Source organism: Streptomyces tuirus (genome assembly GCF_014701095.1).
GTDB classification, from domain to species: domain Bacteria; phylum Actinomycetota; class Actinomycetes; order Streptomycetales; family Streptomycetaceae; genus Streptomyces; species Streptomyces tuirus.
In genome coordinates this window covers 6,537,710-6,562,191 of sequence record NZ_AP023439.1, presented here as the reverse complement: position 1 = coordinate 6,562,191, position 24,482 = coordinate 6,537,710, and the positions used below count along the sequence as shown (strand labels likewise).

General features: G+C 71.3%; 21 protein-coding genes and 1 pseudogene. 10 read left to right on the top strand and 12 right to left on the bottom strand.

All coding sequences use genetic code 11. The features are described 5' to 3' along the window. Positions 1-116 precede the first annotated feature (116 nt). The 4 genes and pseudogenes from IGS69_RS29825 to IGS69_RS29810 all read left to right on the top strand — a co-directional run bounded on the left by IGS69_RS29825 (position 117) and on the right by IGS69_RS29810 (position 4,109). Positions 117-1,421, top strand: a complete 1,305-nt coding sequence (locus tag IGS69_RS29825) for an MFS transporter (protein WP_190903560.1) — start codon at positions 117-119, stop codon at positions 1,419-1,421. Between the two features lie 46 nt (positions 1,422-1,467). Beyond that, positions 1,468-2,622 (top strand): anhydro-N-acetylmuramic acid kinase, encoded by a 1,155-nt coding sequence (locus IGS69_RS29820; protein WP_190903559.1) that lies wholly within the window; start codon positions 1,468-1,470, stop codon positions 2,620-2,622. Between the two features lie 53 nt (positions 2,623-2,675). After that, positions 2,676-2,756, top strand: a pseudogene (locus IGS69_RS34830) (DUF2510 domain-containing protein); the annotation flags it as partial. Positions 2,757-2,975: 219 nt separating this feature from the next. Further along, on the top strand, positions 2,976-4,109 hold the full coding sequence (locus tag IGS69_RS29810) for a hypothetical protein (RefSeq protein ID WP_385864727.1): 1,134 nt from the start codon (positions 2,976-2,978) through the stop codon (positions 4,107-4,109). A gap of 161 nt (positions 4,110-4,270) precedes the next feature. Here the strand turns inward: IGS69_RS29810 and IGS69_RS29805 are convergent, their stop codons facing one another. Further along, entirely contained in the window at positions 4,271-4,879 is a 609-nt protein-coding gene (locus IGS69_RS29805; protein WP_190903558.1) for a TetR/AcrR family transcriptional regulator, read from the bottom strand. Between the two features lie 166 nt (positions 4,880-5,045). Here IGS69_RS29805 and IGS69_RS29800 point away from each other — a divergent pair, with 166 nt between their 5' ends. Together IGS69_RS29800 and IGS69_RS29795 are read left to right on the top strand one after the other, a co-directional pair. After that, complete coding sequence (locus tag IGS69_RS29800) at positions 5,046-5,852, top strand: phosphatase PAP2 family protein (protein ID WP_190903557.1); 807 nt, start codon at positions 5,046-5,048, stop codon at positions 5,850-5,852. Next, the gene (locus IGS69_RS29795; RefSeq protein WP_190903556.1) at positions 5,849-6,796 is read left to right on the top strand and encodes a DMT family protein; all 948 of its coding nucleotides are present in this window, start codon (positions 5,849-5,851) and stop codon (positions 6,794-6,796) included. Before IGS69_RS29800 ends, IGS69_RS29795 begins: the two co-directional genes overlap by 4 nt. Here IGS69_RS29795 and IGS69_RS29790 read toward each other — a convergent pair. After that, positions 6,786-8,837: a phosphocholine-specific phospholipase C gene (locus IGS69_RS29790; protein WP_190903555.1), complete on the bottom strand. Its 2,052-nt coding sequence runs from the start codon at positions 8,835-8,837 to the stop codon at positions 6,786-6,788. The genes IGS69_RS29795 and IGS69_RS29790 overlap by 11 nt on opposite strands. Positions 8,838-9,006: 169 nt before the next feature. On the opposite strand from IGS69_RS29790, the gene IGS69_RS29785 reads away from it, so the two are divergent. After that, the gene (locus IGS69_RS29785) at positions 9,007-10,290 is read left to right on the top strand and encodes an MFS transporter (protein WP_190903554.1); all 1,284 of its coding nucleotides are present in this window, start codon (positions 9,007-9,009) and stop codon (positions 10,288-10,290) included. Here the strand turns inward: IGS69_RS29785 and IGS69_RS29780 are convergent. Beyond that, positions 10,269-11,444 carry a hypothetical protein gene (locus IGS69_RS29780; protein ID WP_232543680.1) on the bottom strand — a complete coding sequence of 392 codons (1,176 nt, stop codon included), beginning with the start codon at positions 11,442-11,444 and terminating at the stop codon, positions 10,269-10,271. The genes IGS69_RS29785 and IGS69_RS29780 overlap by 22 nt on opposite strands. 38 nt (positions 11,445-11,482) lie before the next feature. Continuing rightward, positions 11,483-11,923, bottom strand: a complete 441-nt coding sequence (locus IGS69_RS35260; protein ID WP_190903553.1) for a peptidoglycan-binding protein — start codon at positions 11,921-11,923, stop codon at positions 11,483-11,485. A gap of 181 nt (positions 11,924-12,104) precedes the next feature. On the opposite strand from IGS69_RS35260, the gene IGS69_RS29770 reads away from it, so the two are divergent. The 3 genes from IGS69_RS29770 to IGS69_RS29760 are packed head-to-tail and all read left to right on the top strand — an operon-like array spanning position 12,105 to position 14,283. After that, positions 12,105-13,175, top strand: a complete 1,071-nt coding sequence (locus tag IGS69_RS29770) for an aromatic ring-hydroxylating dioxygenase subunit alpha (RefSeq protein ID WP_190903552.1) — start codon at positions 12,105-12,107, stop codon at positions 13,173-13,175. Next, positions 13,172-13,351, top strand: coding sequence for a hypothetical protein (locus IGS69_RS29765; protein WP_190903551.1), 180 nt, complete (start codon positions 13,172-13,174; stop codon positions 13,349-13,351). The genes IGS69_RS29770 and IGS69_RS29765 overlap by 4 nt, the downstream gene beginning before the upstream one ends. Further along, positions 13,348-14,283, top strand: coding sequence for a PDR/VanB family oxidoreductase (locus tag IGS69_RS29760; protein ID WP_190903550.1), 936 nt, complete (start codon positions 13,348-13,350; stop codon positions 14,281-14,283). The genes IGS69_RS29765 and IGS69_RS29760 overlap by 4 nt, the downstream gene beginning before the upstream one ends. Before the next feature lie 85 nt (positions 14,284-14,368). On the opposite strand, the gene IGS69_RS29755 is transcribed toward IGS69_RS29760, so the two are convergent. The 8 genes from IGS69_RS29755 to IGS69_RS29720 form a co-directional block, all read right to left on the bottom strand. After that, positions 14,369-16,537, bottom strand: a complete 2,169-nt coding sequence (locus IGS69_RS29755) for a discoidin domain-containing protein (RefSeq protein ID WP_190903549.1) — start codon at positions 16,535-16,537, stop codon at positions 14,369-14,371. 47 nt (positions 16,538-16,584) lie between these two features. Then, positions 16,585-18,165, bottom strand: coding sequence for a glycoside hydrolase family 13 protein (locus tag IGS69_RS29750; RefSeq protein WP_190903548.1), 1,581 nt, complete (start codon positions 18,163-18,165; stop codon positions 16,585-16,587). A gap of 33 nt (positions 18,166-18,198) precedes the next feature. Further along, positions 18,199-19,062, bottom strand: a complete 864-nt coding sequence (locus tag IGS69_RS29745; protein WP_190903547.1) for a carbohydrate ABC transporter permease — start codon at positions 19,060-19,062, stop codon at positions 18,199-18,201. Further along, positions 19,059-20,069 carry a carbohydrate ABC transporter permease gene (locus IGS69_RS29740; protein ID WP_232543679.1) on the bottom strand — a complete coding sequence of 337 codons (1,011 nt, stop codon included), beginning with the start codon at positions 20,067-20,069 and terminating at the stop codon, positions 19,059-19,061. Before IGS69_RS29740 ends, IGS69_RS29745 begins: the two co-directional genes overlap by 4 nt. 113 nt (positions 20,070-20,182) lie before the next feature. Then, positions 20,183-21,526, bottom strand: a complete 1,344-nt coding sequence (locus IGS69_RS29735) for an ABC transporter substrate-binding protein (RefSeq protein WP_190903546.1) — start codon at positions 21,524-21,526, stop codon at positions 20,183-20,185. 133 nt (positions 21,527-21,659) lie between these two features. Further along, positions 21,660-22,655 (bottom strand): LacI family DNA-binding transcriptional regulator, encoded by a 996-nt coding sequence (locus IGS69_RS29730; RefSeq protein WP_190903545.1) that lies wholly within the window; start codon positions 22,653-22,655, stop codon positions 21,660-21,662. Between the two features lie 111 nt (positions 22,656-22,766). Further along, positions 22,767-23,438, bottom strand: a complete 672-nt coding sequence (locus IGS69_RS29725; RefSeq protein ID WP_190903544.1) for a GntR family transcriptional regulator — start codon at positions 23,436-23,438, stop codon at positions 22,767-22,769. Between the two features lie 38 nt (positions 23,439-23,476). Beyond that, positions 23,477-24,478, bottom strand: a complete 1,002-nt coding sequence (locus tag IGS69_RS29720) for a proline racemase family protein (RefSeq protein WP_190903543.1) — start codon at positions 24,476-24,478, stop codon at positions 23,477-23,479. Positions 24,479-24,482: the final 4 nt, after the last annotated feature.

Below are 24,482 nucleotides of genomic sequence, written 5' to 3'. Positions count from 1 at the left end.
AGTGGAGGGTGGTCGGGGCACCTCTTGCCGTGACGAGTGACACCGGGTGCGGCCCGGCGACGCGACGGGCCCGCCACCAGCCGCCTTGGGGTCAACGACGCGCAAAGTCACGGGAGGTGACGGTCATTCAGCAACAACGGGACACACGAAGCGGCCGCCGGGCGCTGGTCGCGGGGTCGGTGGGCAATCTCATCGAGTGGTACGAGTTCGGCATCTACGGCTACTTCGCGACGATCATCGCGGCGCGGTTCTTCACGCCGGAGGGCGGCAGCGAGGCCGAGGCCCTGGTGAAGACGTACGCGTCCTTCGCGCTGGCGTTCTTCTTCCGCCCCGTCGGAGCGGCGCTCTTCGGCCGACTCGGCGACCGCGTCGGGCGGCGTCCGGTGCTGGTCCTGGTGATCATGCTGATGACGGTGGCGACGACGCTGATCGGTGCCCTGCCGACGTACGCGCAGGCGGGTGCCCTGGCGCCCTGGCTGCTGACGTTCCTGCGGGTGGTCCAAGGGCTGTCGGCGGGTGGGGAGTTCGGTGGGGCGGTGTCGGTGATGACGGAGTTCGCACCGCCGGGGCGGCGTGGGCTGTACGGGTCGTGGCAGTCGTTCACGGTGGCGCTGGGACTGCTGGGCGGCGCGGGTGCGGCGGCGCTGCTCGCCACGGTGCTGACGGCGGAGCAGCTGGGCGCGTGGGGCTGGCGGCTGCCGTTCCTGCTGACGTTGCCGCTGGGGCTGGGCGCGCTGTGGCTGCGGCTGCGGCTGGACGAGACACCGGCGTTCGTGGCGGAGCGGTCCGAGCGGACGCCTCCGCCGCGCGAGGTGGTCCGGGCGGTCGTTCTGGGTGCCGGGCGGATCATGGGCTGGGCCGCGGCGGGGTACACGTTCCTCGTCGTGCTGCCGTCGTATCTGCAGAGCTCGCTGGGCGCGACGTTCCAGCAGGCGCTGGTGGCGACCGTGCTGGCCAATCTCGGTTTCGCGGCGACGATCGTGCCGGCGGGGCTGCTCAGCGACCGGCTCGGGCGGCGGGCGGTGATGGTGTCGGGGGCGGTGCTGGTGGTGGTCCTCGCGGTGCCGCTGCTCAACCTTCTGCAGGAGCCCGGCGTTTCGAACACCGTGAAGGGTGCGGCGGTGTGCGGTGCGGGTGCGGTGGTGGGGCTGATGGCGGGGCCGGGGCCCGCGATGCTGTCGGAGATGTTCCCGACCCGGGTGCGCTACACGGGTCTCGGGCTCGCCTACGCGCTGTCCAATGCGGTGTTCTCGGGGTGTGCCGGGCTCATCATCACGGAGACGATCGAGCGGACGGGCAGTGTGGACGTCCCCGCGTACTATGCGGCCGCGGCGTGCGCGGTGAGCGTGCCGGCGCTTCTGACGCTGCCGTCCGCGCGGCGGGCCGGGCTGCCGAAAGCGGAGGTGGAGAGGGCTGGTTGATCGGATGCAGGTGGTCGGATGCAGGTGATCGGATGCAGGTGATCGGATGCGGGTGATCGGGCTCATGTCGGGCACGTCGTACGACGCGATCGACGCGGCGGCGGCCGAGCTGGACCTCGTCGGCGACAGCCTGGTGCTGAAGCCGCTCGGCAGCGTGAGCGAACCGTACGACGGAGAACTGCGCGACGCACTGGCCGCCGCGCTGCCGCCGGGGACCACCACGCTGGACGAGGTGTGCCGGCTGGACACCGGGATCGGGCGGGCCTTCGCGGCGACGGCGGTCCGGGCCGACCGCGAACTGTGCAAGGGACGAGCTGAGTTGGTCGCCTCGCACGGCCAGACCGTCTACCACTGGGTCGCGGGCGCCGAGGTGCACGGCACGCTCCAGCTGGGGCAGCCGGCGTGGATCGCCGAGGCGACCGGGCTGCCCGTGGTCGCCGACTTCCGGCCGCGTGACATCGCCGCCGGCGGGCAGGGCGCACCGCTGGTCAGCCTGGTCGATCTGCTGTGGCTGCGCGGCCGGCCGGGCAGACCCGTCGCACTCAACATCGGCGGGATCGCCAACCTCACCGCGCCCGACGGGACGGCCTTCGACACCGGTCCGGGCTGCGCGCTGACCGACGCGGCGGCCCGGGGGTTCAGCGGCGGGACGCTGGCCTACGACACGGACGGGGCGCTGGCCGCGCGGGGCCGGGTGCACGAGCCGTTGCTGGACCGGCTGCTCCAGGAGCCGTACTACGCGCTGCCCGCGCCGAAGACGACGGGCAAGGAGTTGTTCCACCTCGGTCATCTGCGGGACGCGCTGGCCGGGTTCGGGACGCTGCCGGCCGAGGACGTCGTCGCGACGCTCACGATGCTCACGGCCCGGACCGTGGCGGACGCCGTGGGGTCGGTGGGTGCGACGGAGGTGATCGCCTCGGGCGGCGGGACGCGCAACCCGGTGCTGATGGCGATGCTCGCGGATCTGCTGCGGGGCGTGGCCCTGCGCACCTCGGACGAGCTGGGTCTGCCGTCGGACGCCAAGGAGGCGTACGCCTTCGCGGTGCTGGGCTTTTTGACCCTGCACGGCCTGCCGGGCACGGACCCGACGAGCACGGGGGCCCGGCATCCCAGTGTGCTGGGGTCGGTGACCCCGGGCCGGGACGGGCTGCGGCTTCCGCCACGGGCAGCTCGACAGCCGGCGCGGCTGCTCCTGGAATAGCCGGTTCCGACTCCTCTCATGCCTCTTTCACCGACGCCTCATACGGTGGGGGCATGACGCAGGAGACTCCTCCCGGGTGGTACGCCGATCCCGGACAGACAAGTGACGGGCCCGCCACCGAGCGCTGGTGGGACGGCAAGGCCTGGACGGACCGCATCCGCCCTGCGCAGCCGCCCGCGACCTGGGGTCCCCCGACGGGTCCGGCATCCGCCGCCCCCTCACCGACGGATCAGGCACCCCCTGCCGGAACTCCGACGGCACCGCCGGACCGACCGACGGCCGTCGAGCCGACCGGAACGGGAGCGCCAGCCGGGACCAGAGCGCCAGGAGCCGGTGAGCAGACCGGGAGCGAGATACCGGGAACGGGACGGCCGAATGCCGCCGAAGCGGATGGAACCGGGCAGGCGGCGGCCGAGTCCGGGGGTCCAGGATCAGCCGGAGGTCCGGAATCCGCCGAAAGTCCGGGATTCGCGGGGCAGTCGAGCGGGGCCGGGCAGCCCGGTGGCGCCGGCCAGCCCGCGGGCGCCTGGGGCTTCGGGGCCGCCGCCTCTTCAGGTGCCGCCGGGCAGCCAGGAGGCGGGGGACAGCCCGGCAGTGGTGTGTATCCGGGAGACGGGGGACAGCCCGGCAGTGGTGCGTATCCCGGGGCCGCCGGGTATCCGGCCTACCCCGCCTGTCCCGCCGCGTCCGAGGGCGGAAAGGGGCGGCGGCTTCGCTTGGGTGCTGCCGTCGGCGCGGCCGTGGTCGTGCTCGCCAGTATCGGCGTGGGCGTGTACGCGCTGGCCGACGACGGCGGCGGTGGCGGCTCGCCCTCCTCGCAGGGGCCCGGTGGGCCGGGCGCGCCCGGAGGCCAGGGCGGCCCGTTCGGCGGGCCGGGCGGGTCCGGGGGTTCCGGCGGCGACGGCGGCGGCTCCGGTGGGCAGGGCCCGCAGCCCGAGCAGTCTCAGCCGCCGAAGGTCAGGAGCGGGTCGGTCACCGACGCCGTCAGCGGGATCAGCTTGCCGATCCCGAAGGGCTGGTACGGCCAGCAGGCCAACGCCGGCGCCCAGGTGACGTCCGACGAGTCCTACAAGTGCCCCGGCGACACCGCCTCCACCTGTACGAAGGGCGGCGCCTACTCGGCCCCGGCCCTCCTGCTCGGCGCCAAGGGCGGCACGGCCGAGGAGATCGCGAAGGCGGACATCGCGAAGAACGCCGAGGAGTCCTACGGCAGCAAGTCCTACGGCGGGATCACCTCCCACGACGTACTGGACTCCAAGGCCGTGACGGTGGCCGGGCAGAAGGGCTACTTCGTGCGCTGGAAGGCCGTCACGAGCAAGGGCGCCGACGGCATCGTGGAGTCGCTCGCGTTCCCCTCCCCCGCCAACGCCAAGCAGATGGTGGTCGTGCGGTTCGGCGTCGACGCGGACCAGAAGGAGACCGTGCTCGACGACATGACCAAGGGCATCAAGGTGTCGACGGGCAGCGGCAACGGCCAGGACGTCTGACCGCGAGCGCGGGCGCCCCGTACACACCGGTCGGCCGGGGGGGGCGCCCCCGCCGCTCACAGGGGAACCCCACCCGGCCGGGGGGTGCGCGCCGCCCCCGTCCCCACGGGTCGGCGCGGTCGGGTCACCGTCCGGTCATCCGGCGGACGGCGGCCCGGGTCTCAGGTCAGGCCCAGTGCCGGCAGCACGGCGGCCTCCACGAAGCGGACCAGGTAGTCCGGGTCCGCGTACGTGCCCTCCAGCACGGGCCGGATGCGCACCACGCCGAACATCTGGGCGGGGATGTACTCCAGCGCCGGATGGTCGGCGGGCACCTCCCCCCGCTCGATCCCGCGCCGGATGATCTCCTTCAGCGCGGCGATCTCCGGCTCGACCAGCGCCTCGCGCAGGGCGCGCAGCAACTCCGGGTCCTGAGGGGCCGCGTGCACGAGCGCCTGGAGGAGCTTGGTGTCCCGGCCCGACAGCTCTCCGGCCGCCCGGGCCGCCTCGCGCAGGTCGTCCGCGAGCGAGCCGGTGTCGATGCAGCGCGTCCGCCGGTGCGAGCGCAGCGCCGCCGCCACGAGCTGGGGCTTGGTCTTCCACTGGCGGTAGAGCGTGGACTTGCTGCACCGGGTGCTGGCGGCGATCCCCTCCATGGTGACGGAGTCGTAGCCGCACTCACGGAGTTGCTCCAGCACGGCGTCGTAGAACTCCTGCTCACGCTCGGGCGTGATCTTGGAGCGGCGCGTGACACCGACCGGCTCGGGCCGGTCCGCAGCCTGCGACGTCATGGGCGGTGCTCCTGGCTTTCGTCGGCGGCCGGGAAATTTCCGGCTCGCGATGTGTTCTCCGTCTATCGATACGCCAGTGTACCGGTACGCGGCCGTATCGGTACACTGGCGTATCGGTACGCTCCCGTACCGATAACAGCACCACCGTCACCGAAGGGGCCGGGGGATGAATGCCCGCACCGAGCCTGCGCCGGCGGGGTCCGACGCGATAGCGCGGCCACCGCTCGTCCGGGAGCTCCTGCTCGTCGCAGGGCTCTTCCTCGTCTACAAGTTCGGCCGGCAGCTGGCCACGGGCCATACCGGTGAGGCCTTCCGCAACGCGCACCGCGTATGGGACTTCGAGCGAGCGGTCCACCTGCCCGGCGAGGGGGCGGTGCAGTCGCTGCTGCTGCTGCACGGCGACGGCCTGGCGCACCTCGCGAACACCTACTACGCGGCCGTTCACTTCCCTGCCACCGCCGCCTTCCTGATCTGGCTCCACCTGCGCCGCCCGGCCCACTACGTCCGGGCCCGCCGGGTGCTGGCCGCGGTCACCGCCGCGGCGTTGGCGCTGCACCTGCTCTTCCCGCTCGCCCCGCCGCGCATGCGGGCGGCGACCGGCCTGGTCGACACGGCACGGATGTACGGGCCCTCGGTCTACGGCGACCCCACGACCGACTCCCTGTCCAACCAGTTCGCTGCGATGCCGTCGCTGCACTTCGGCTGGGCGCTGATGGTGGCCGTCGGACTCATCGTCGCGACCCGCTCGCGGTGGCGGTGGCTGTGGCTGGCGCATCCGCTGGTGACGCTGCTGGTGATCGTCGGTACGGCGAACCACTACTGGCTGGACGCGATCGTCGCGGCGGCCCTGCTCGGCCTCGCGCTCGCCGTGATCGACGTGCCCCACCGCACGGCGGCCACGGCCTGCCGGGCGCACGGCACCCTCGTACCGGCTCAGCGGGACGAGCAGGCACTCGTGGGAGCGGGCCGATGAACGCCGTGCTGATCGCCGTCGCCCTGTCCCTCGTCTCCGCCGTCGCCTACGCGGCCGCCGCGGTCGCCCAGGAGCGGCTCGCGTCCCGCTCCCCCGGCGCCGGCACGCTGCGGCTGCTCGGCAGCGGCGCCTGGTGGTGGTCGGTCGGGCTGAACGCGTCGGCCGCACTGCTGCACGTCGTGGCCCTGCGCTACGGTCCGCTGACCGTCGTGCAGCCGCTCGGCGCGCTCACCCTGGTCGCGGCGGTGCCCATGGGGGCGCGGCTGGCGGGCCGGCGGGTGAGCGCCGTCGAGTGGAAGGGCACCGCACTGACGCTGCTCGGCCTGGGCGCGATCCTGGTCACGGCGTCGGGTCCGGAACCGGACGACGTGCTGAGCGTGCCCGAGGCGCTGGCGGTGGCGGGCGCCACCTCGGCCCTCATCGCAGCGCTGTCCCGGCCGGGCACCCGCCCCGGGCTGCGGCACGCCTCCGCGTCGGGCCTGGCCTCCGGGGTCGCCTCGGCGCTCACGCAGACGGTGACGGTGGCCGCGACGGACCGGTCCGGTCCGGTGCTGAGCTTCCAGGTGGTCGCCGTGGCCCTGCTCGTTGCGGCCTTCGCCGCCGGCGGGCTGCTGCTGTCGCAGACGGCCTACCGGGGCGGCCTGGGCGGGCCGCTCGCGATGGTGACGCTGGCCAACCCGCTGGCCGCCGCGGTGATCGGCCTGTCGCTGCTGGGCGAACGCCTCCAGGGCGGCCCGGCGGGTGCGCTGCTCGCACTCGCCGGGGCGTCTCTGGCGTCCTGGGGCGTGGTACTGCTCAGCCGGGCGGCACCCGCGCCCGCCCCGGTGGACGACGACCATCCGGTGGCCGCCGTCCTGGCTCTGGAACCGGGCTCGGCGACGGCCGAACCGGCGCTGGCGCCCCGGCCGCACGATCCGGGGCACCTCACTCCCGCTACGCGGTGATGATCGCCGGGTCGCTCACCCCCGGCTGCCCGTTCTCGACGTGCCCCGCGAACCGCCGCAGGAACGCCTCGTCCCCCTCGGCGGTGACGGTCAGGTCGTACCAGCGGCGGCCGGCGGCGAGTTCCACGGTCCGGCGCACCGTCGCCCCCGGGCGGACGGTGACGGTCGAGGGCCGTCCCCCGTAGCTGTCGGCCAGCTTCAGACGGGCCGTGCCGGAGCCCTTGTTGGTGAAGGTCAGCTCGATGTCGTCACCGGCGTGGCGGGCGGTCACCTCACAGCCGGCCGTCTTGTTCGCGCCCTTGAAGACCCGCACGAACCCGTTGGGGCCGTGCACGGTCAGGTCGTAGGAGCCCCCGGAGTACGCCGAGTTCCAGGTGTCCGAGAGCGTCTTGCCGGCCTCGGTGGTGTACATCCAGGGGCCGTCGGCGCGGTTGCCGGAGGTGATGTGGAAGGCGGCGCCGGCCTTCGCGCCGGAGGCGAAGGTGAGGGTGAGTTTCCCGGCCGCCGCGTCGACCGCGGCATCCACGCGCGGGGCGTACTTCAGCGGCCGGGAGCGGCGCAGGCCGCGTTCCTGCCGGGGCATGCGGGGGTCGGCGGGCGGGACCGGCTTGTAGTCGGGGTGACGTTCGCGGTCCTGCGGCTCGTACCCGTCGGTGCCGGGCAGCGGGGCCGGGCGGGCGTCCTTGCGGGAGAAGTCGAACGCGGCGGTCAGGTCACCGCAGACGGCCCGGCGCCAGGGCGAGATGTGGGGCTCGCGCACCCCGAAGCGGCGCTCCATGAACCGCAGGATCGAGGTGTGGTCGAGGGTCTCGGAGCAGACGTAGCCGCCCTTGCTCCACGGGGAGACGACCAGCATCGGGACCCGGGGGCCGAGTCCGTAGGGGCCGGCCGTGTTCTTGCCGTCGCCCGGGAAGAGGTCGAGGGAGACGTCGACGGTGGACAGGCCGCGGGAGGCGTCCTTCGGCGGCAGCGGCGGCACCACGTGGTCGAAGAAGCCGTCGTTCTCGTCGTAGGTGATGAACAGGGCGGTCTTCGACCAGACCTCCGGGTTGGAGGTGAGGGCGTCCAGGACCTGGGCGATGTACCAGGCGCCGTAGTTCGACGGCCAGTTGGAGTGCTCGGAGAAGGCCTCGGGGGCGGCTATCCAGGAGATCTGGGGCAGCGTGCCGGCCTTCACGTCCGCCTTCAGTACGTCGAAGTAGCCGTCGCCGGCCTTGGCGTCCGTGCCGGTGCGGGCCTTGTCGTACCAGGGGTCGCCGGGCTTGGCGTCGCGGTACTTTGTGAAGTACAGCAGCGAGTTGTCGCCGTAGTTGCCGCGGTAGGCGTCCTGGATCCAGCCCCAGGAGCCCTTCGCGTCGAGGCCGTCGCCGATGTCCTGGTAGATCTTCCAGGAGATGCCGGCCTGCTCCAGGCGCTCGGGGTAGGTCGTCCAGCCGTAGCCGAGTTCGTCGTTGCCGAGGACCGGGCCGCCGCCGGTGCCGTCGTTGCCCGTGTGACCCGACCACATGTAGTAGCGGTTCGGATCGGTGGAGCCGATGAACGAGCAGTGGTAGGCGTCGCAGATGGTGAAGGAGTCGGCGAGGGCGTAGTGGAACGGGATGTCCTCGCGGGTCAGGTACGCCATGGTCGTGGTGCCCTTGGCGGGCACCCACCGGTCGTACTTGCCGCCGCGGTAGGCCTGGTGGCCGTCGGGCCAGGAGTGCGGCAGACCCTCCAGGAACTGCATACCGAGGTCGTCGGCGTCCGGGTGGAACGGCAGGATCTCCTTGCCGTCCTTCTCCTGGTGCCAGACCGGTTTGCCGTTGTCGAGGGTGACCGGGCGGGGGTCGCCGAAGCCGCGGACGCCTCTCAGGGTGCCGAAGTAGTGATCGAAGGAACGGTTCTCCTGCATGAGGACGACGATGTGCTCGACGTCCTCGATCGACCCGGTGCGGTGGTTCGCCGGAAGGGCGGCGGCGCGCTGGATGCTGGCGGACAGCGCACTGAAGGCCGTGGTGGCGCCCGCGAGTTGGAGGAAGCGGCGCCGGTTGACTTCGGACATGAAGGACAGACCTCTCATCCTGAGGTACGCGATGGCCTGAACGTGACGGAATCTGCGCGGAAGGAGTGTTTCAGGGACACCAAACGACAAGGAAGGGGCGCGTGACACTCATGTGAAAGTCGCCGGTACGGAGGGTGCGCCGGGGTGTTGTCAGGGGAGGGTGAGGGGCGTGACAGAGACGCAGACGGCTTCGCCGCCGACGAAACGGCCCGTTCGCCAGCTCCTCGCCGCCTCCGTGGGCAACGCGGTCGAGTGGTACGACTGGTACGCCTACACGTTTCTGGCCACGTACATCGCTGCCCAGGTCTTCCCGAAGGGCGCGGACAACTCACTGGTGCCGCTGCTGTCCACGTTCGCGGTGTTCGCGGTCGGCTTCTTCATGCGGCCGGTGGGCGGGCTGCTGATGGGCGCCGTCGCGGACCGGCACGGGCGGCGGGCCGCCCTCACCGTCACGATCCTGCTCATGGGCGGCAGCAGCCTGCTGGTCGGGCTCACCCCGCCCTACGCCTCCGTGGGCGTCCTGGCACCGGTGATCCTCGTCCTCGCCCGGCTGCTCCAGGGGCTGTCCGTGGGCGGCGAGTTCGCTGCCTCGACGACCTTCCTGGTGGAGTCGGCGGGCCCCGGCCGGCGCGGGCTGTTCTCCAGCTTCCAGTACGTGTCCACGACCGTGGGGCAGCTGGTCGCCTCCGGCGTCGCGACGCTGCTGGTGGACACGCTCGATGACGGACAGATGAACGGCTGGGGCTGGCGGGTGCCGTTCGTGCTCGGGGCCGTGCTGAGCCTGGTCGGCTTCTGGATCCGGCGGGGCGCGCAGGAGACCCTCAGCGCCGAGCAGCGGCAGGCCCCGCGCCCGGGCCTGTTCGAGGCGCTGCGCCGGCATCCGCGCGAGTCGCTGCTCATCGGCGGCATCACGGCGGGCGGCACTCTCGCGTACTACACGTGGACGTCGTATCTGCCGACGTACGCCGAACTCAACGCGGGCGTCGAGAAGTCGGACGCGCTGCTGGCGGGCACGATCTCACTGGCCTTCTTCGCGCTGCTGCAGCCGCTCGGGGGCCTCCTCTCGGACAGCTTCGGCCGCCGCCCGCTGCTGCTCTTCTTCGGCCTGGGCTTCGCGCTGCTCGCGGTGCCGCTGCTGCACACCCTGCGCGACTCGTTCGCCGTGCTGCTGCTCGTGCAGTGCGCGGGCATGGTGCTGCTGACGGGGTTCACCTCGATCAGCGCGGCCGTGAACGCGGAGATCTTCCCGCCGCGGGTCCGCGCGGCGGGCATCGGCTTTCCGTACTCCCTGACGGTGGCCCTCTTCGGCGGCACGGCCCCCTACGTCGGCACCCTCTTCAAGGAGCTGGGGCATGCGGAGCTGTTCCCCTGGTACGTGGCGGGGCTCTGCCTGGTGTCGTCGGTGGTGTATCTGCGACTTCCGGAGACGGCTCATGTACCGCTGCGGCGGTGAGGTGGCCCGCCGTCGGGAACCGGTTCACCGTTTCCGTCGTGCCCGTGCGGCTCGTCGTGCGGTCCCGCTCCGTTGGGCGACCCGGTGGCGGACGCCGGCAGTCCTTCCCTGACAGCGACTCTCTCGGGGTTGATCACGGCGTCGGTGGTCCGGCCGACCTCCGACAGCGTCATCTGGGCACGGTCGTCGACGAGACGCGTCACCAGGTGCTGTGCGGCGCCGAAGGCGGCGGCCCAGGCGAGGACCTGCGCCCTGCTGTCGAGGTCGCTGAGTCCAGGGACGAAGGCACCACGGATCAGCAGCAGTCCGAGGAAGGCCGACAGGGCGCCGGTGGGCAGCTTCAGCACCGCCGACGCCAGGGGCAGCATGTAGGGGGAGTCGGTGCCGCGGATGCGGCGCAGTGACGCGATGACGGTGAGGGCGGCACCGGCGAGTCCGGTGATCTCGACGGTGAGGATGTCCTTCGCGCTGGCCAGTTTGCTCGCGTCGGTGTCGGCCGGCTGTTTGTAGTGCTCGGAGGTGGGGCACACGACGGTGACTTTGTCTCCGGAGGCACCCTGGGGTGAGAAGCACAAGCTCAGCGAACCGGGCGAGAACCACCCGTACAGGGCCAGGCTCACCACACCGATCAGCACGAGGACCGTCGCGGCCCAGAGGATGTTGCGCAGACTGCGCACCCGGGCCAGCTCGTCGTCCAGGCTGCAGTACGCGGCGTCGAGCGCCCGGGCCATGAGGTCCCTGTCGCTCGCGGTGACGTCGCAGGAGATGATGTGGCGCAGGCGCCGGGCGAGCCGGACCCGCCGTGGGTCGTCCGCGTCCAGGTGTTCCTTGACCAGTGCCATGACCTCGCTGACGCGGCCCGCGGCCTCGTCGTCGGACACCAGTTGGATCAGCAAAACCTCGGCATTGCGGATGTTCGAGCACACGCCCTCACGGGCAGCCGATCCCGACCACAACTTCCGCCATCCGAAATCCTCGTCCGCGGCCGCGCGGGCCTTTTCCAGGTGGCTTCGCATTCCCTCGATGAGCGCCGCCCGGTCGCCCGGCGGAAGTCTGCCGCTCTCGCGGTCCAGCTCCGCTTCAAGATAGGCGATGCGGGCCCTGGCCCGTGCGCGCCATGCGGACCGCGGCGGCCCGTTGCGCAGGCCAGACATTCGGCTGCGCTTACGGGCCGGCCGGCTTTCGGTTCTGGTCATGCGTAAACTGCCGGGACATGGAGCTTGTCCCAGGACGTTCGCCCCGGAATGCCGTCGGCGTCAGGGCCGCTGAATCCGAGCTTGCGCTGCCAGTTCGCGTAAGACTTCTGATCCGCCGGACTCCACGTCGAGTCAGGGCCGCCGGAATACACCGAGCACTCCTCCTCGATCAGACGGTAGCCCATGGCCTCGATGACGGGACTGGTCACTGACGGTTGGAAGAAGTCTGCCCCTGGAAAGGGCTCGTACTCGACATCACCGCCCGTTCCCTCCGGAGGGGACACACGAATTCGCTGGTCGGGGAAGATCTTGTTGCGGTCCTTGATTTGCGGATTCCATGCCATGAGCTGATCGACTGTCACATGAAACGTCTGCGCGATCTTGGTGAGATTGTCGCCGGTTTTCACTACGTAGAACTGTGTTCTTGTCTTTTCCATGCATCCAGGCTAGGACAATCCTTCGCGACAATAAACCCCGGAATTCCGTTTCGATTTCACTTTTTGATTCGGAAACCGCTGACACTGTAAACAGGCTCTTCCGCCTGACGGAAGGGCCGTTGCGGTGTCCGGAGGCCCGCCCCGACCATGACGGCACGACCACAGACGGGAGCCAGCGCCCATGCCTCACATGACCGCCTTCGCCAGGAACCAGTGGTACGTCGCCGCCTACAGTCACGAGGTGGGGCGGGAGTTGCTCGGCCGGACGATTCTCGGTGAGACGCTCGTGCTGTACCGGAGCGAGGAGGACGGAACGCCGGTCGTGCTGCACGACCGGTGTGTGCACCGCCGTTACCCGCTGTCCGAGGCGCCGACGCGGCTGGACGGGGACCGGATCGTGTGCGGATACCACGGGTTCACGTACGACACGTCCGGCCGTTGCGTGTACGTGCCCGGTCAGAAGCGGGTGCCGCGCACGGCCCGGATCGCCTCCTACCCGGTCGTCGAGCAGGACTCGCTGATCTGGGTGTGGATCGGCGACCCGGCCCTCGCCGACGCGCAGACCATCCCCCGGGCACGGCACCTCGACTCCCCCGGCTGGGTCACCGTGCGCGGCATGGAGCCCATCGACTGCGACTACGGGCTGCTCGTCGACAACCTGCTGGACCTGTCCCACGAGACGTATCTGCACGGCGGTTACATCGGCACCCCCGAGGTCGCTGAGACGCCGATCACCACCGAGGTCGACGAGGGCGCCGGGATCGTCCGGGTGAGCCGGCGCATGGACGACGCCGAATGCCCGCCGTTCTACGCCAGGTCGACCGGCATCGAGGGCCGGATCACCCGCTGGCAGGACATCGAGTACCACGCCCCCTGTCTGTATCTGCTGCACAGCCGCATCGCCCCGTCCGGGGTGCTGCCCGAGGCCGACGGCAGCGACCCGAACGGCTTCCACACCGAGATCACGTACGCGATCACGCCGTCCGGCGACGGCACGGTGTACGACTTCTGGGCGGTGTCCCGGGACTGGGCGACGGACGACACCGAGGTCACCGAGTTCCTGCGGGGCAACAACCACACGGTCGTGATGCAGGACGTCACCGCGCTCAACCTGCTGCAGAAGACGCTCGGTACCGAACGCACCGGCTATCAGGAGCTGAGCATCAACATCGACACCGGTGGTCTGGCCGCCCGCCGCATCCTGGCCCGGCTGGTGGAGCAGGGCGAGAAGCCCGTGGAGAAGATCCGGTGACCGCTCCGACCGGCGAGGTCTACCGCATCGACTGGCTGCCCGGCACCGACACCCTGCACGGCACCTGCCACTGCGGCCGTGAGCACACCGCGCAGGACCCGGTCGAGATGTGGGAGTGGATGCTCGCCCATCCCCGGGGGCACTCCGTCGACGAGCCGCGAGGAAACAGCTCATGAGTGTGTACGAGGCCGAACTCGTCGTCGAAAGGGTGGAGTTCGCGGCCGAGGGGGTGCTCGCCCTGACCCTGCGCCATCCGCTGGGCGAGCTGCTTCCGGCCTGGGAGCCGGGGGCCCACGTCGACGCCCTGCTGGAGCCCGGTCTGGAGCGGCAGTACTCGCTGTGCGGCGATCCGGCGGACCGGTCGGCCTGGCGGATCGCGGTGCTGCGCGAGAGCGCCGGGCGGGGCGGTTCGGTCCATGTGCACGAACGGTTGGGCGAGGGGGCCGAGGTGCGGGTGCGCGGTCCCCGGAACAACTTCGCTCTGGAACCCGCTGCCCGGTACCGGTTCGTGGCGGGCGGCATCGGCATCACGCCGATCCTGCCGATGCTGGCGGCGGCCGAGGCGGCGGGCGCCGAGTGGACGCTGCTGTACGGCGGGCGCACCCGCGGCTCCATGGCCTTCGGAGGGGAACTGGGCCGCTTCGGCGACCGGGTGACGATCGCGCCCGAGGACGAGACCGGCCTGCTGGACCTGCCCTCCGTGCTGGACGACGTGCCCGAGGGCACACTCGTCTACTGCTGCGGCCCCGGGCCGCTGCTGGACGCGGTCGAGGCCCGGTGCCCGTCCGGGGTGCTGCGCGTCGAGCGGTTCCGGCCGAAGGAGCAGGAGAGCGGCGACGCCACCGCGTTCGAGGTGGAGCTGGCGCGCAGCGGCAGGACGCTCACCGTCGCCCCGGACGTGTCGGTGCTCGACGCCGTGCGCGAGGCCGGGGTCGAGGTGCTGTACTCCTGCACCGAGGGCACCTGCGGCACGTGCGAGACCGACGTCCTCGACGGCGAGCCGGACCACCGTGACTCGGTGCTGACGGAGGACGAACGCGCGGCCGGCGAGACCATGCTGATCTGTGTGTCCCGCTGCCGCGGGAAGCGGCTCGTGCTGGATCTGTGAACAGGTCGCCCGGTGCGCCGCCCCGGGCCCGGACCGTCGGGCACCGGGACGGCGATCGCTCTCGTGGGGCCGGGCGTGCGGCGCGTCAGGACAGGTACGCCTCCACCTCACTGAACTGGGCTGCCGGCCAGCCGGTGTTGGCGGTCACGTGCAGCCGCAGATGGCGCAGGTTCGTGCCATCGGGCAGGGGGACGGTGACCGTGTTTCCGGTGGCCGGGTCGAAGCGGTGGTCCTTGGCGGGGACGACGGTCGACCAGGCCGATCCGTCGGTGCTGCCCTGCACGGACAGCGTCTGGGTACGGGCCTGCCAGGCGGCCTGCGGCGGCAGCTTCAGCACCAGGCGTCGGACCGCCTCCCGGGCGCCGAGGTCGACGGTGAGGGACTGCGGGAAGGCGTGGTTGGCGGACTCCCAGTACGTGTCGGGGTCGCCGTCGACCGCCTTGCCCGGCGCGTAGACGTCCTGCGAGCCGGTGGCCGTGGCCGGGCGGCCCTTGGCGAGGTTGCGGCCCGGGTCGGGGTCCGGGTTGCCCTGGCCGGGCTGTGGCCAGGTGGAGCAGTCCGACCAGGTGCTGTTCCAGCCCGTGTTGCCGCCGCCGTCGGTGAGTGTGAAGGTGCCCGAGCCGGACGGGTAGGGGCAGTTGTAGACACCGGCGGCCCCGACGCCGGTCGCCGTGACGTCGCGGAAGGTGGCGGCGCCCGGCGTCTCGGCCTGGACCACGACCGTGCCCGCGCCCCTCACGGTCGCTCCGTCGACGGTGATGTTCTTCGCGGCGAAACCGCGGCCGCTGCCCGACACGAACTCGAAGGCGCTGTAGGGGCTGTCGGTGACGGTGGTGTTCGTGATCCGCACCTGGGCCTCGATGGCGCTGTCGTAGGAGTCGACCCGCAGCGCGCCCATGGGGTGGTTCCAGTTGGGGTTCATCGCGCCGGTGCGGACGAGGGTGTTGCCGTCGACGGTGATGGTGCCGGCGAGCGGGTGGAAGGGGTCGAGGAACTTCTGGTTGGAGATCGCGATGCCGCTGCCGAGGGCGTTGGTGTCGGAGATCAGGTTGTTCTTGACGGTGATGTCGGTACCGCCGTAGATCGCGATGCCGTTGGCGAGGTTCGGCTGGGTGATGGTGTTGTTCTCGAAGCTGCTGTTCGTGTCCGGGGCGTACAGGGACCACATCGCGAGGGCGTCGTCGCCCTGGTTGCGCAGGAAGTTGTTCCGGACGCGGACCCCGCGGGCGTTGCCGTTGAGGTTGAGGCCGTCGGCGGTCACGTCGAGGAAGCGGTTGTTCTCCACGACCAGGTTGTCGTTGTTGCCCAGCAGCCAGAGGCCGACCTTGAGGTGCTGGAGCCACATGCCGGAGACGGAACTGCCCGGGCCGAGCGATCCGTTGACGAAGTTGTCGGGGTTGGAGTCGACCCGCTCGGTCACTTCGCCGATCACCGCGAAGTCCTTGATGTGGACGTTGCCGGAGGAACTCGACTGGTCGATGAAGCGGGAGGTGCGCACGACGGAGTGCCAGTGCCCGGCGCCCTGGAGGGTGACGTCCTGGACGCCGTTGAGGGACGAGGTGAGGCGGTACTCGCCCGGCGGGATCCACACCACTCCCCCGCGTGCGGCGGCGATGGCCTCGCGGAAGGCCTGGGTGGAGTCGCCCTGCCCGCTGGGGTCGGCGCCCTTGTCGGTGACGGAGACGGCTCCGGCGGGTTTGCCTGCCGCCGCTGCCACCTGCTCGAAGTCGGCCACGTCCACGGTGACCTGGACGTTCGTGGCCTGAAGGGCGACCTTGTCGCCCGGCTGGAGGTTCTGCCCGAGCGGCAGCCGGGCGTTGTCGTAGAAGTGGTGGGTCTTGGCGCCGGGGATCCAGGGGGTGTCGACGTAGGAGTACTTGGCGGTGACGGGGAGGCTCTTCGCGAGCTTCTGGCCGTTGACGTACACGTCGAGCGAGCCGGACTGGCCGTCGGGGACGCTGTAGGCGACGGTCACGGCGTTCGAGGCGCGGGGCACCGTGAATTCGACGCGCTGCCCGGAGGCGAGGCGCACGGCCCGGCGCCCGGAGGCCTCGGACGCCAGGGTGCCCTGGGTGTGGTCCGGGCCGATCTTCGTGCCGGTGCTCGTCGCCGATTCCGCCTCGACCGAGGTGAAGGGCAGGGCGGCGCCCGCGGCGTGGGCCGGGGCGGGAGCGAGGGCGACGAGGGTTCCGGCGGCCATCGCGACAGCCGTCGCCAGTGCTGGCATGCTCCTGACAGTTCTGAAGGTGCGCATGTGCTGATCCCTTCGGGGTGGGGGTGTGGGGACAGCGCGGTGCGGTGTCAGGCGCGCAGCCAGACCGCGGTGTCCTTCGGCAGCCGGCCGTCCGTGGGCAACGGGCCGCTGGTGAGGAGGAGTTCGGAGGGCGCGGGCAGGTCGGCGGGGGTGTCGCCGAGGTTCACCAGGCAGATTCCGGCTCCCCGGCGGAAGGCGAGAACGCCGTCCCGGGCGGGCAGCCAGGTGAGGGGGCCGTCACCGAAGGCCGGGCGCAGCCGGATCGCCTCGCGGTAGAGGCTGAGCATCGAGTGCGGGTCCGCGGCCTGCCGGTCGGCGGCGTAGGCCGGCCAGCCGTCGGGCTGGGGCAGCCACGGCTCCCCGCCGAAACCGGCGTGCGGTGCCCCGGCCGTCCAGGGCAGCGGCACCCGGCAGCCGTCCCGGCCGGGGTCGGTGCCGCCGGAGCGGAAGTGCATCGGGTCCTGGATGCGGTCCAGGGGGATCTCGGCCTCGGGCAGGCCCAGTTCCTCGCCCTGGTAGACGTAGACCGCGCCGGGCAGGGCCAGGGACAGCAGGGCGGCGGCGCGGGCCCTGCGGGTGCCGAGCGCGAGGTCGGCGGGGGTGCCGAAGGCCTTGGTGGCGAAGTCGAAGCCGGTGTCGGTGCGGCCGTAGCGGGTGACCGTGCGGGTGACGTCGTGGTTGCACAGCACCCAGGTGGCGGGCGCGCCGACCGGGGCGTGCTCGGCGAGGGTCTCGTCGACGGACCGGCGCAAGCGCTCCGCGTCCCAGGGGCACGTCATGAAGGAGAAGTTGAAGGCGGTGTGCAGCTCGTCGGGGCGGAGGTAGCGGGCGAAGCGTTCGCTGTCGGGGAGCCAGACCTCGCCGACGAAGACGGCCCCGTACTCGTCGGCGATCGCCCGCCAGGACCGGTAGATGTCGTGCAGTTCGTCGCGGTCGACGTAGGGGTGCGGGTCGCGGCCCTCCAGGAAGTCCGGCAGCCGCGGGTCCTTCACCAGCAGGGCCGCGGAGTCGATGCGGACACCGGCGACGCCCCGTTCCAGCCAGAAGCGCAGGATGTCCTCGTGCTCCCGGCGGACCGCCGGGTGGGACCAGTCGAGGTCGGGCTGTTCGGGGGCGAACAGGTGCAGATACCAGGAGCCGTCGGCCAGCCGGGTCCAGGCGGGGCCGCCGAACTGGGAGCGCCAGCCGTTGGGCGGGAGTTCGCCCCCGGCGCCGCGGCCGGCGCGGAAGTGGAAAAGCTCCTGCTCCGGGCCGCCCCGCAGCGCCGACCGGAACCAGGGGTGCTGGTCGGAGACGTGGTTCGGCACGATGTCGACGATCGTGCGGATGCCCAGCTGGAGGGCTTCGGCGATGAGCTTCTCGGCCTCGGCGAGGGTGCCGAACGCCGGGTCGATCGCACCGTAGTCGGCGACGTCGTAGCCGCCGTCCTTCATCGGGGACAGGTACCAGGGCGTGAACCACAGGGCGTCGACCCCGAGGTCGGCGAGGTAGGGCAGCCGGGCGCGGACGCCCGCGAGGTCGCCGGTGCCGTCGCCGTCGCCGTCGGCGAAGCTGCGGACGTACACCTGGTAGATGACGGCGGAGCGCCACCAGTCGTCGTGGTGCGAGGCAGGGGTGGGCTGTCCCACGGTGGGTACCTTTCGTCGGATCGGGGGCCGGTGTCAGCCCTTCGTGCTGCCCGCGCTGATCCCGGCGATGATGTGCCGCTGGAAGACCAGGAAGAGGGCGACCATGGGGACGCTGGCGATCACCATGGCGGCGATGAGCACGGTCAGCGGGATGTTCTGCGACAGCTGGACGAGCGCCACGCTGATGGGCTGCTTGCCGGTGTCGGAGAAGACCATCAGCGGCCACAGGAAGTCCTGCCACACGGCGACCAGCGCGAAGATCGACACGACGCCGAGGACGGGCCGGGACATCGGCAGCACGATCGACCACAGGACGCGCAGCTTCCCGGCGCCGTCGATCTCCGCGGCCTCCAGCACATCGCGCGGCATCTGGTCGAAGAACCGCTTGAGCAGATACAGGTTGAAGGCGTTGGCGACGGCCGGCAGCCAGATGGCCAGGGGTTCGTTGAGCAGGCCGAGGTCGGCGACGGTCAGGTACTTCGGTACGACGAGCGCCTGGGCCGGGACCATCAGCGTGGCGAGGATGCCGCCGAGGATCACCCCGCCGAAGGCCGGCCGCAGCCTGGACAGGGCGTAGGCGGCGGCCGTGCAGAACACCAGCTGGCACAGCCAGGCTCCGGACGCCTGGACGAGCGTGTTCCCCAGGTGGGCCGGCAGTTCCATGAGGTCCCAGGCGTCGGTGTAGCCGCCGAGGTGCCAGTCCTCGGGGACCAGGGTGGGCGGGGTGCGGGCCACCTCGTCCGGGGACTTCATCGCGCCCGTCACCATCCAGTAGACCGGGAAGAGGAAGGCGAGCGCGAAGAGCAGGACGACCCCGGTGAAGACGGTCCAGTAGACGGCCCTGCCGCGCGGGCGGGCCAGGACGGCCGGGGAGAGGAGGGTACGGGTGCTGCTCATGCGGTCTCCCCGTCGGTCCGGGTGAGCCGGAGGTAGCCGGCGGAGAACAGGCCGAGCAGCAGCAGGAGCATCACGCTCAGCGCGCAGGCTCCGCCGAAGTCGTTGTAGAGGAACGCGTACTTGTAGATCAGGTAGAGGACGGTCACCGTGGCGTTCTCCGGTCCGCCGCCGGTGATGACGAACGGTTCGGTGAACACCTGCATGGTGGCGATGATCTGAAGGAGCATCAGCATCAGGATGACGAACCTGGTCTGCGGGATCGTGACGTGCCGGACGCGTTGCAGCAGGCTCGCCCCGTCCAGCTCGGCCGCCTCGTACAGCTCGCCCGGGATGGACTGGAGGGCGGCCAGGTAGATCAGGACGGTGCCGCCCATGGTGGCCCAGGTGGCGACGATGACGAGGGAGACCAGCGCGGTGTCGGCGCCGTTGGACCAGTTCGAGGTCGGCAGGTGCAGGAACCGCAGCGCCTCGTTGGCGAGGCCGGCTCCGGGGTCGTAGAACCACTTCCACAGCAGGGCGCTGACCACCGGCGGGATCATCACCGGGAGGTAGACGACGATCCGGAAGAAGGCCCGGGCGTGCCGGAGTTCGTTGAGGACGAGGGCCAGGAGGAACGGGATCGCGAAGCCGATCAGCAGCGCGAGGAGCGTGAAGGTGAGGGTGTTGCGCCAGGCGGCGGCGAACTCGGGGTCCTGGACGACACGCGTGAAGTTGGCGGTGCCGACCCATTCGGGGTCCGCGCCCGGCGTGTACGTCTGGAAGGCGATCACGACCGCGCGGATCGCCGGGTACCAGGAGAACAGCGCGAAGCAGATCAGGCCGCCGAGGAGGAAGGCGTAGGCACGGCCCTGGTCGGCGAGGCGGCGCCGCCTCCGGTCCCCTGCCGGGGGCGGCGCCTGCTCCGGGCGGACCTCGAACGCCGGGGCGGTCCGGTGTCCGGAGGAGGCCCCGTGTCCGGCGGCCCCGTGTCCGGTGGTCCAGGTCGGGCTCGGGCCCGGACGCTGCATGGGCTTCGGCCTCGGGGTCGTCACCGGGTTCGGTCGCGAGTTCGGGCTCGGTCCCGGGGTCGTCATCGGGCTCGGTCCCGGGTTCTGGCTCGGCCGCGTGTTCTCCACCGGGCTCAGCCTCGCGCCAGGATGCCGTCGATCTTGCCCGAGGCGTCCTTGAGCAGACGGTCGATGTCGGCGTCCTCCTTGGTGAGGACGGCGGAGACGACCCCGTCGAGGACGGAGTAGATCTGCTGGGCGTGGGGTGGCTCGATCTTCATGTCGAGGCGCGCGTTGCCGTCGAGGAACGGCTGGTAGTTCCCCACGGGGACATTGGCGTTGGCCTTCTTGACCTGCTGGTCCTTGGCGTCGGCGGCGCCGCTGAACAGACGCGGCTCGGGCAGGCCGACCGGGGCGTCGTGCCGCTTGGCGCGGGCGTAGTCGCCGAGGAAGCCGTCGCCGGGGGTGAGGAACATGTGGTCGAGCCACTTGAGGCCGGCGCGGATCTGGGCGGGGCTCGCCTTCTTGCTGACCATGTAGCCGTCGCCGCCGACCAGGGTGGCCCGGCCGCCGGGCATCGGGGCGATGGCGATGTCCTCGTAGGCGGCGCCCTTCTCCTTGACGAGGATCGGGATGTTGTCGGGAGCGGCGAGGTACATGCCGAGCTTGCCCGAACCCATCAGCTGCTGGGCGTCGTTGATGACGAGCAGCTGCTTGCTGCCCATCGAGTCGTCGGTCCAGCGCATGTCGTGCAGGGTCCGCAGGACGGCCCGGCCCTCTGGGGTGTCGACGGTGGCCTTCTGGCCGTCGGGGCTGACGACGTCGCCGCCCTGGGAGTACAGCTCGGCGGTGAAGTGCCAGCCGCCCTGGTTCTGGGCGCTGTAGTCGGCGTATCCGACGGTGCCGCCGCCGAGGTCTGCGATCTCCCGTGCGGCGGTGCGGACTTCGGCCCAGGTCGCCGGGGGCCGGTCGGGGTCGAGTCCGGCCTTCTCGAAGAGGGCCCGGTTGTAGATCAGGCCCATCGAGTATCCGGTGCGCGGAATGCCGTAGATCTTTCCGTCGACGGTGTAGATGTCGCGCAGCTGCTGCTGGATCGTGCCGTAGCTCTTCAATTCCTTGACGTACGGCGTGAGATCGGCGGCCTGGTTGATGTCGACGACATGCCGGGCGTCGGTGAAGTACGTGTAGAAGACGTCCTCCATCTGTCCGCCGGCGAGTTTGGCGTCGAACGTCTTCGGGTCCTGGCAGGGGAACGCGTCGTGCGCCACGACGTCGATGTCCGGGTTCTGCTTCTCGAAGGCGGCGACGTCCTCCTCGAAGAACCCACGGTCGACCTTGGCGCTCTTGGGCGGCATGCAGTTGACCGTGATGCGGGTCTTGCCGCTCGCGGAGTCGTCGGTGTTCCCGCCGCAGGCGGTGAGCGCGAGCGCGCTGAAGCCGAGTGCGGCGACGGTACGGCGGATCCCGGTGCTTCTCATCGGTGAACCCCTTAGGGCAGGAGCGTGTGGACGCCTCAGGACAGGAGCGGGGGCGCCGCACACTCAAGCACCGGCGACATCGCACCGCAAGATGTCGCGCAGAATCTGCAATTGTTGAACAGGAGAGTGGATCTCAGAGACGGGGCGCCTGGGCCGTCGACCCCCGTACGACCAACTCGGGCTCGAACAGCAGCTCTTCGGCCGCCACCGAACTGCCGCTGATCTGCGCGTTCAGCAGCTCGACCACGGCCTTGCCCATGGCTTCGATGGGCTGGCGGACGGTGGTGAGCGGGGGTTCGGTGCAGTTCATCAGCGCGGAGTCGTCGTAGCCCACCACGGAGATCCGTGACGGAACGTCGAGTCCCTTGCGGCGGGCGGCCCGGACGACTCCCAGGGCGAGCGGGTCACTGGCGCAGATGAAGCCGGTGACGCCCCGGTCGATGAGCCGGGCGGCGGCCGCGTGTCCCCCCTCGATGGAGAACATGGCCCGGCCGACGTAACTGTCGGGGACGTGCCCGACGGCCCGGACGGCGGCCAGCTTGCGCGCCGACGGGACATGGTCGGCGGGCCCCAGGACCAGCCCGATCCGCTCGTGCCCCAGGGACGACAGATGCCGCCAGGCCTGCTCCACGGCCACCGCGTCGTCGCACGAGACGGCCGGGAAACCGAGGTCCTCGATCGCCGCGTTGACCAGGACGACCGGGATGTTGCGCTCGGCGAGCTGCCGGTAGTGGTCGTGGGGCGCGTCGGCCTGCGCGTACAGACCGCCGGCGAAGACGACGCCGGAGACCTGCTGCTGGAGCAGCAGCGTCACATAGTCCGCCTCGGAGACGCCGCCCCGGGTCTGTGTGCACAGCACCGGTGTCAGTCCGAGCTGCGCGAGGGCGCCGCCGATGACCTCGGCGAACGCCGGGAAGATGGGGTTCTGCAGCTCGGGCAGCACCAGCCCGACGAGCCGGGCCCGCTCACCGCGCAGCTGCGTGGGCCGCTCGTAGCCGAGGACGTCCAGGGCGGAGAGCACCGCCTGCCGGGTCGGTTCGGAGACTCCCGGCTTGCCGTTGAGCACCCGGCTGACCGTGGCCTCGCTGACCCCGACCTTCTTCGCCACCTCGGCAAGTCGTCGCGTCATGCGCGCAAGAGTAGCGCAAGGTATGCAAGTGGCTTGCAGATCTGCGCAAAATCTTGGCCAGGATCAGCGGAAAGCCCGGTGTACTTCAACGGCAAGCCCGGCGTCCTGCGGTCAGGGCCCAGCCCACAGCCCCCGGACATGCCCGAGGTGCCGGGCCATCACGGCCCGTACGGCCTCCTCGTCCCCGGCGAGCAGCGCGTCGAGGATCTCCAGGTGCTCCTCGGCCGACGCCTCCAGCCGTCCTTGTTCCACCAGCGCCGTCAGGCCGTAGAGCCGCGAGCGGCGTCGGAGGTCGCGTACGACGTCGACGAGATGGCCGTTGCCGGCGAGGGCCAGCAGGCCGAGGTGGAAGCGCAGGTCGGCCTCGACGTAGGCGATGAGGTCGCCGGACGCGGCGGAGGTGACGATCTCCTGGGCGACCGGGCGGAGTGCCTCCAGGGCCACCGGGTCGGCGGTGCGGGCCAGCTCCGCCGTGGTGGGGATCTCGATCAGCGCCCGGATGTGGGTGTACTCGTCGAGCTGTTGCCCGGAGACGGCGGTGACGCGGAAGCCCTTGTTGGGCACGGTGTCGACCAGGCCCTCCTTGGCCAGGTCGAGCATGGCCTCGCGCACCGGCGTGGCGGAGACGCCGAAGCGGGCGGCGAGGCCGGGGGCCGAGTAGACCTCGCCGGGCCGCAGTTCACCCGCGATCAGGGCGGCCCGCAGCGCGTCCGCGACCCGCTCCCGGTGGCTGGGCTTCCTGCTGCCCAGCACGGGCAGGGCGGGGGTGTGCCGGGGGGCCATGACGGTCGGGGTTCCTCTCGTGTGCGCGTACCGGGTGCCTACAGGACGAAGCCCGCGGGGAACGGGTCCTCGGGGTCCAGCAGGTATTGGGCGGTGCCGGTGATCCAGGCGCGTCCAGTGAAGCTGGGCAGCACGGCCGGGCGTCCGGCGACCTCGGTCGTGCCGAGCAGTCTGCCGGTGAACCGGGTGCCGATGAAGGACTCGTTGACGAACTCGGTGTGCAGCGGGAGTTCGCCCCGGGCGTGCAGCTGGGCCATGCGGGCGCTGGTGCCGGTGCCGCAGGGCGAGCGGTCGAACCAGCCGGGGTGGATGGCCATGGCGTGCCGGGAGCGGCGGGCGTCCGAGCCGGGGGCGGCCAGGTAGACGTGGTGGAGGCCGTGGATGGACGGGTCTTCGGGGTGGACGGGCGGGCCCTCGGCGTTCACGGCCGCCATCAGGGACAGGCCGGCCGCGAGGATGTCGTCCTTGCGTTCGCGGTCGAAGGGCAGGCCGAACTGCTCCAGCGGCAGGATCGCGTAGAAGTTGCCGCCGAAGGCGAGGTCGTACGTCACCGTCCGGCCGTCGGCGAGGGTGGCCTTGCGGTCGAGGCCGACGGCGAAGGAGGGCACGTTGCGCAGGGTGACCGCCTTGGCCGCCCCCTCCTCGACGGCCACCTCGGCGACGACCGGGCCGGCCGGGGTGTCGAGCCGGATGGTGGTGACCGGCTCGACGACCTCGACCATGCCGGTCTCGACGAGCACGGTCGCCACACCGATGGTGCCGTGCCCGCACATCGGCAGATAGCCGGAGACCTCGATGTAGACGACGCCCCAGTCGCAGTCGGGGCGGGTCGGCGGCTGGAGGATCGCGCCGCTCATGGCGGAGTGCCCGCGTGGCTCGTTCATCAGCAACTGCTTGACGTCGTCGCGGTGTTCACGGAACCACAGCCGGCGTTCGTTCATGGTGGCGCCGGGGATGGTGCCGATGCCGCCGGTGATCACGCGGGTCGGCATGCCCTCGGTGTGCGAGTCGACGGCGTGCAGGACGAGTTTGCTGCGCATGTCG

Excerpts from the sequence above, each read along its gene's own strand:
- IGS69_RS29820 (WP_190903559.1), top strand. The coding sequence starts at position 1,468 with ATGCGGGTGATCGGGCTCATGTCGGGCACGTCGTACGACGCGATCGAC.
- IGS69_RS29805 (WP_190903558.1), bottom strand. The coding sequence starts at position 4,879 with ATGACGTCGCAGGCTGCGGACCGGCCCGAGCCGGTCGGTGTCACGCGC.
- IGS69_RS29800 (WP_190903557.1), top strand. The coding sequence starts at position 5,046 with ATGAATGCCCGCACCGAGCCTGCGCCGGCGGGGTCCGACGCGATAGCG.
- IGS69_RS29795 (WP_190903556.1), top strand. The coding sequence starts at position 5,849 with ATGAACGCCGTGCTGATCGCCGTCGCCCTGTCCCTCGTCTCCGCCGTC.
- IGS69_RS29790 (WP_190903555.1), bottom strand. The coding sequence starts at position 8,837 with ATGTCCGAAGTCAACCGGCGCCGCTTCCTCCAACTCGCGGGCGCCACC.
- IGS69_RS29780 (WP_232543680.1), bottom strand. The coding sequence starts at position 11,444 with ATGTCTGGCCTGCGCAACGGGCCGCCGCGGTCCGCATGGCGCGCACGG.
- IGS69_RS35260 (WP_190903553.1), bottom strand. The coding sequence starts at position 11,923 with ATGGAAAAGACAAGAACACAGTTCTACGTAGTGAAAACCGGCGACAAT.
- IGS69_RS29770 (WP_190903552.1), top strand. The coding sequence starts at position 12,105 with ATGCCTCACATGACCGCCTTCGCCAGGAACCAGTGGTACGTCGCCGCC.
- IGS69_RS29760 (WP_190903550.1), top strand. The coding sequence starts at position 13,348 with ATGAGTGTGTACGAGGCCGAACTCGTCGTCGAAAGGGTGGAGTTCGCG.
- IGS69_RS29755 (WP_190903549.1), bottom strand. The coding sequence starts at position 16,537 with ATGCGCACCTTCAGAACTGTCAGGAGCATGCCAGCACTGGCGACGGCT.
- IGS69_RS29745 (WP_190903547.1), bottom strand. The coding sequence starts at position 19,062 with ATGAGCAGCACCCGTACCCTCCTCTCCCCGGCCGTCCTGGCCCGCCCG.
- IGS69_RS29740 (WP_232543679.1), bottom strand. The coding sequence starts at position 20,069 with ATGCAGCGTCCGGGCCCGAGCCCGACCTGGACCACCGGACACGGGGCC.
- IGS69_RS29735 (WP_190903546.1), bottom strand. The coding sequence starts at position 21,526 with ATGAGAAGCACCGGGATCCGCCGTACCGTCGCCGCACTCGGCTTCAGC.
- IGS69_RS29730 (WP_190903545.1), bottom strand. The coding sequence starts at position 22,655 with ATGACGCGACGACTTGCCGAGGTGGCGAAGAAGGTCGGGGTCAGCGAG.
- IGS69_RS29725 (WP_190903544.1), bottom strand. The coding sequence starts at position 23,438 with ATGGCCCCCCGGCACACCCCCGCCCTGCCCGTGCTGGGCAGCAGGAAG.
- IGS69_RS29720 (WP_190903543.1), bottom strand. The coding sequence starts at position 24,478 with ATGCGCAGCAAACTCGTCCTGCACGCCGTCGACTCGCACACCGAGGGC.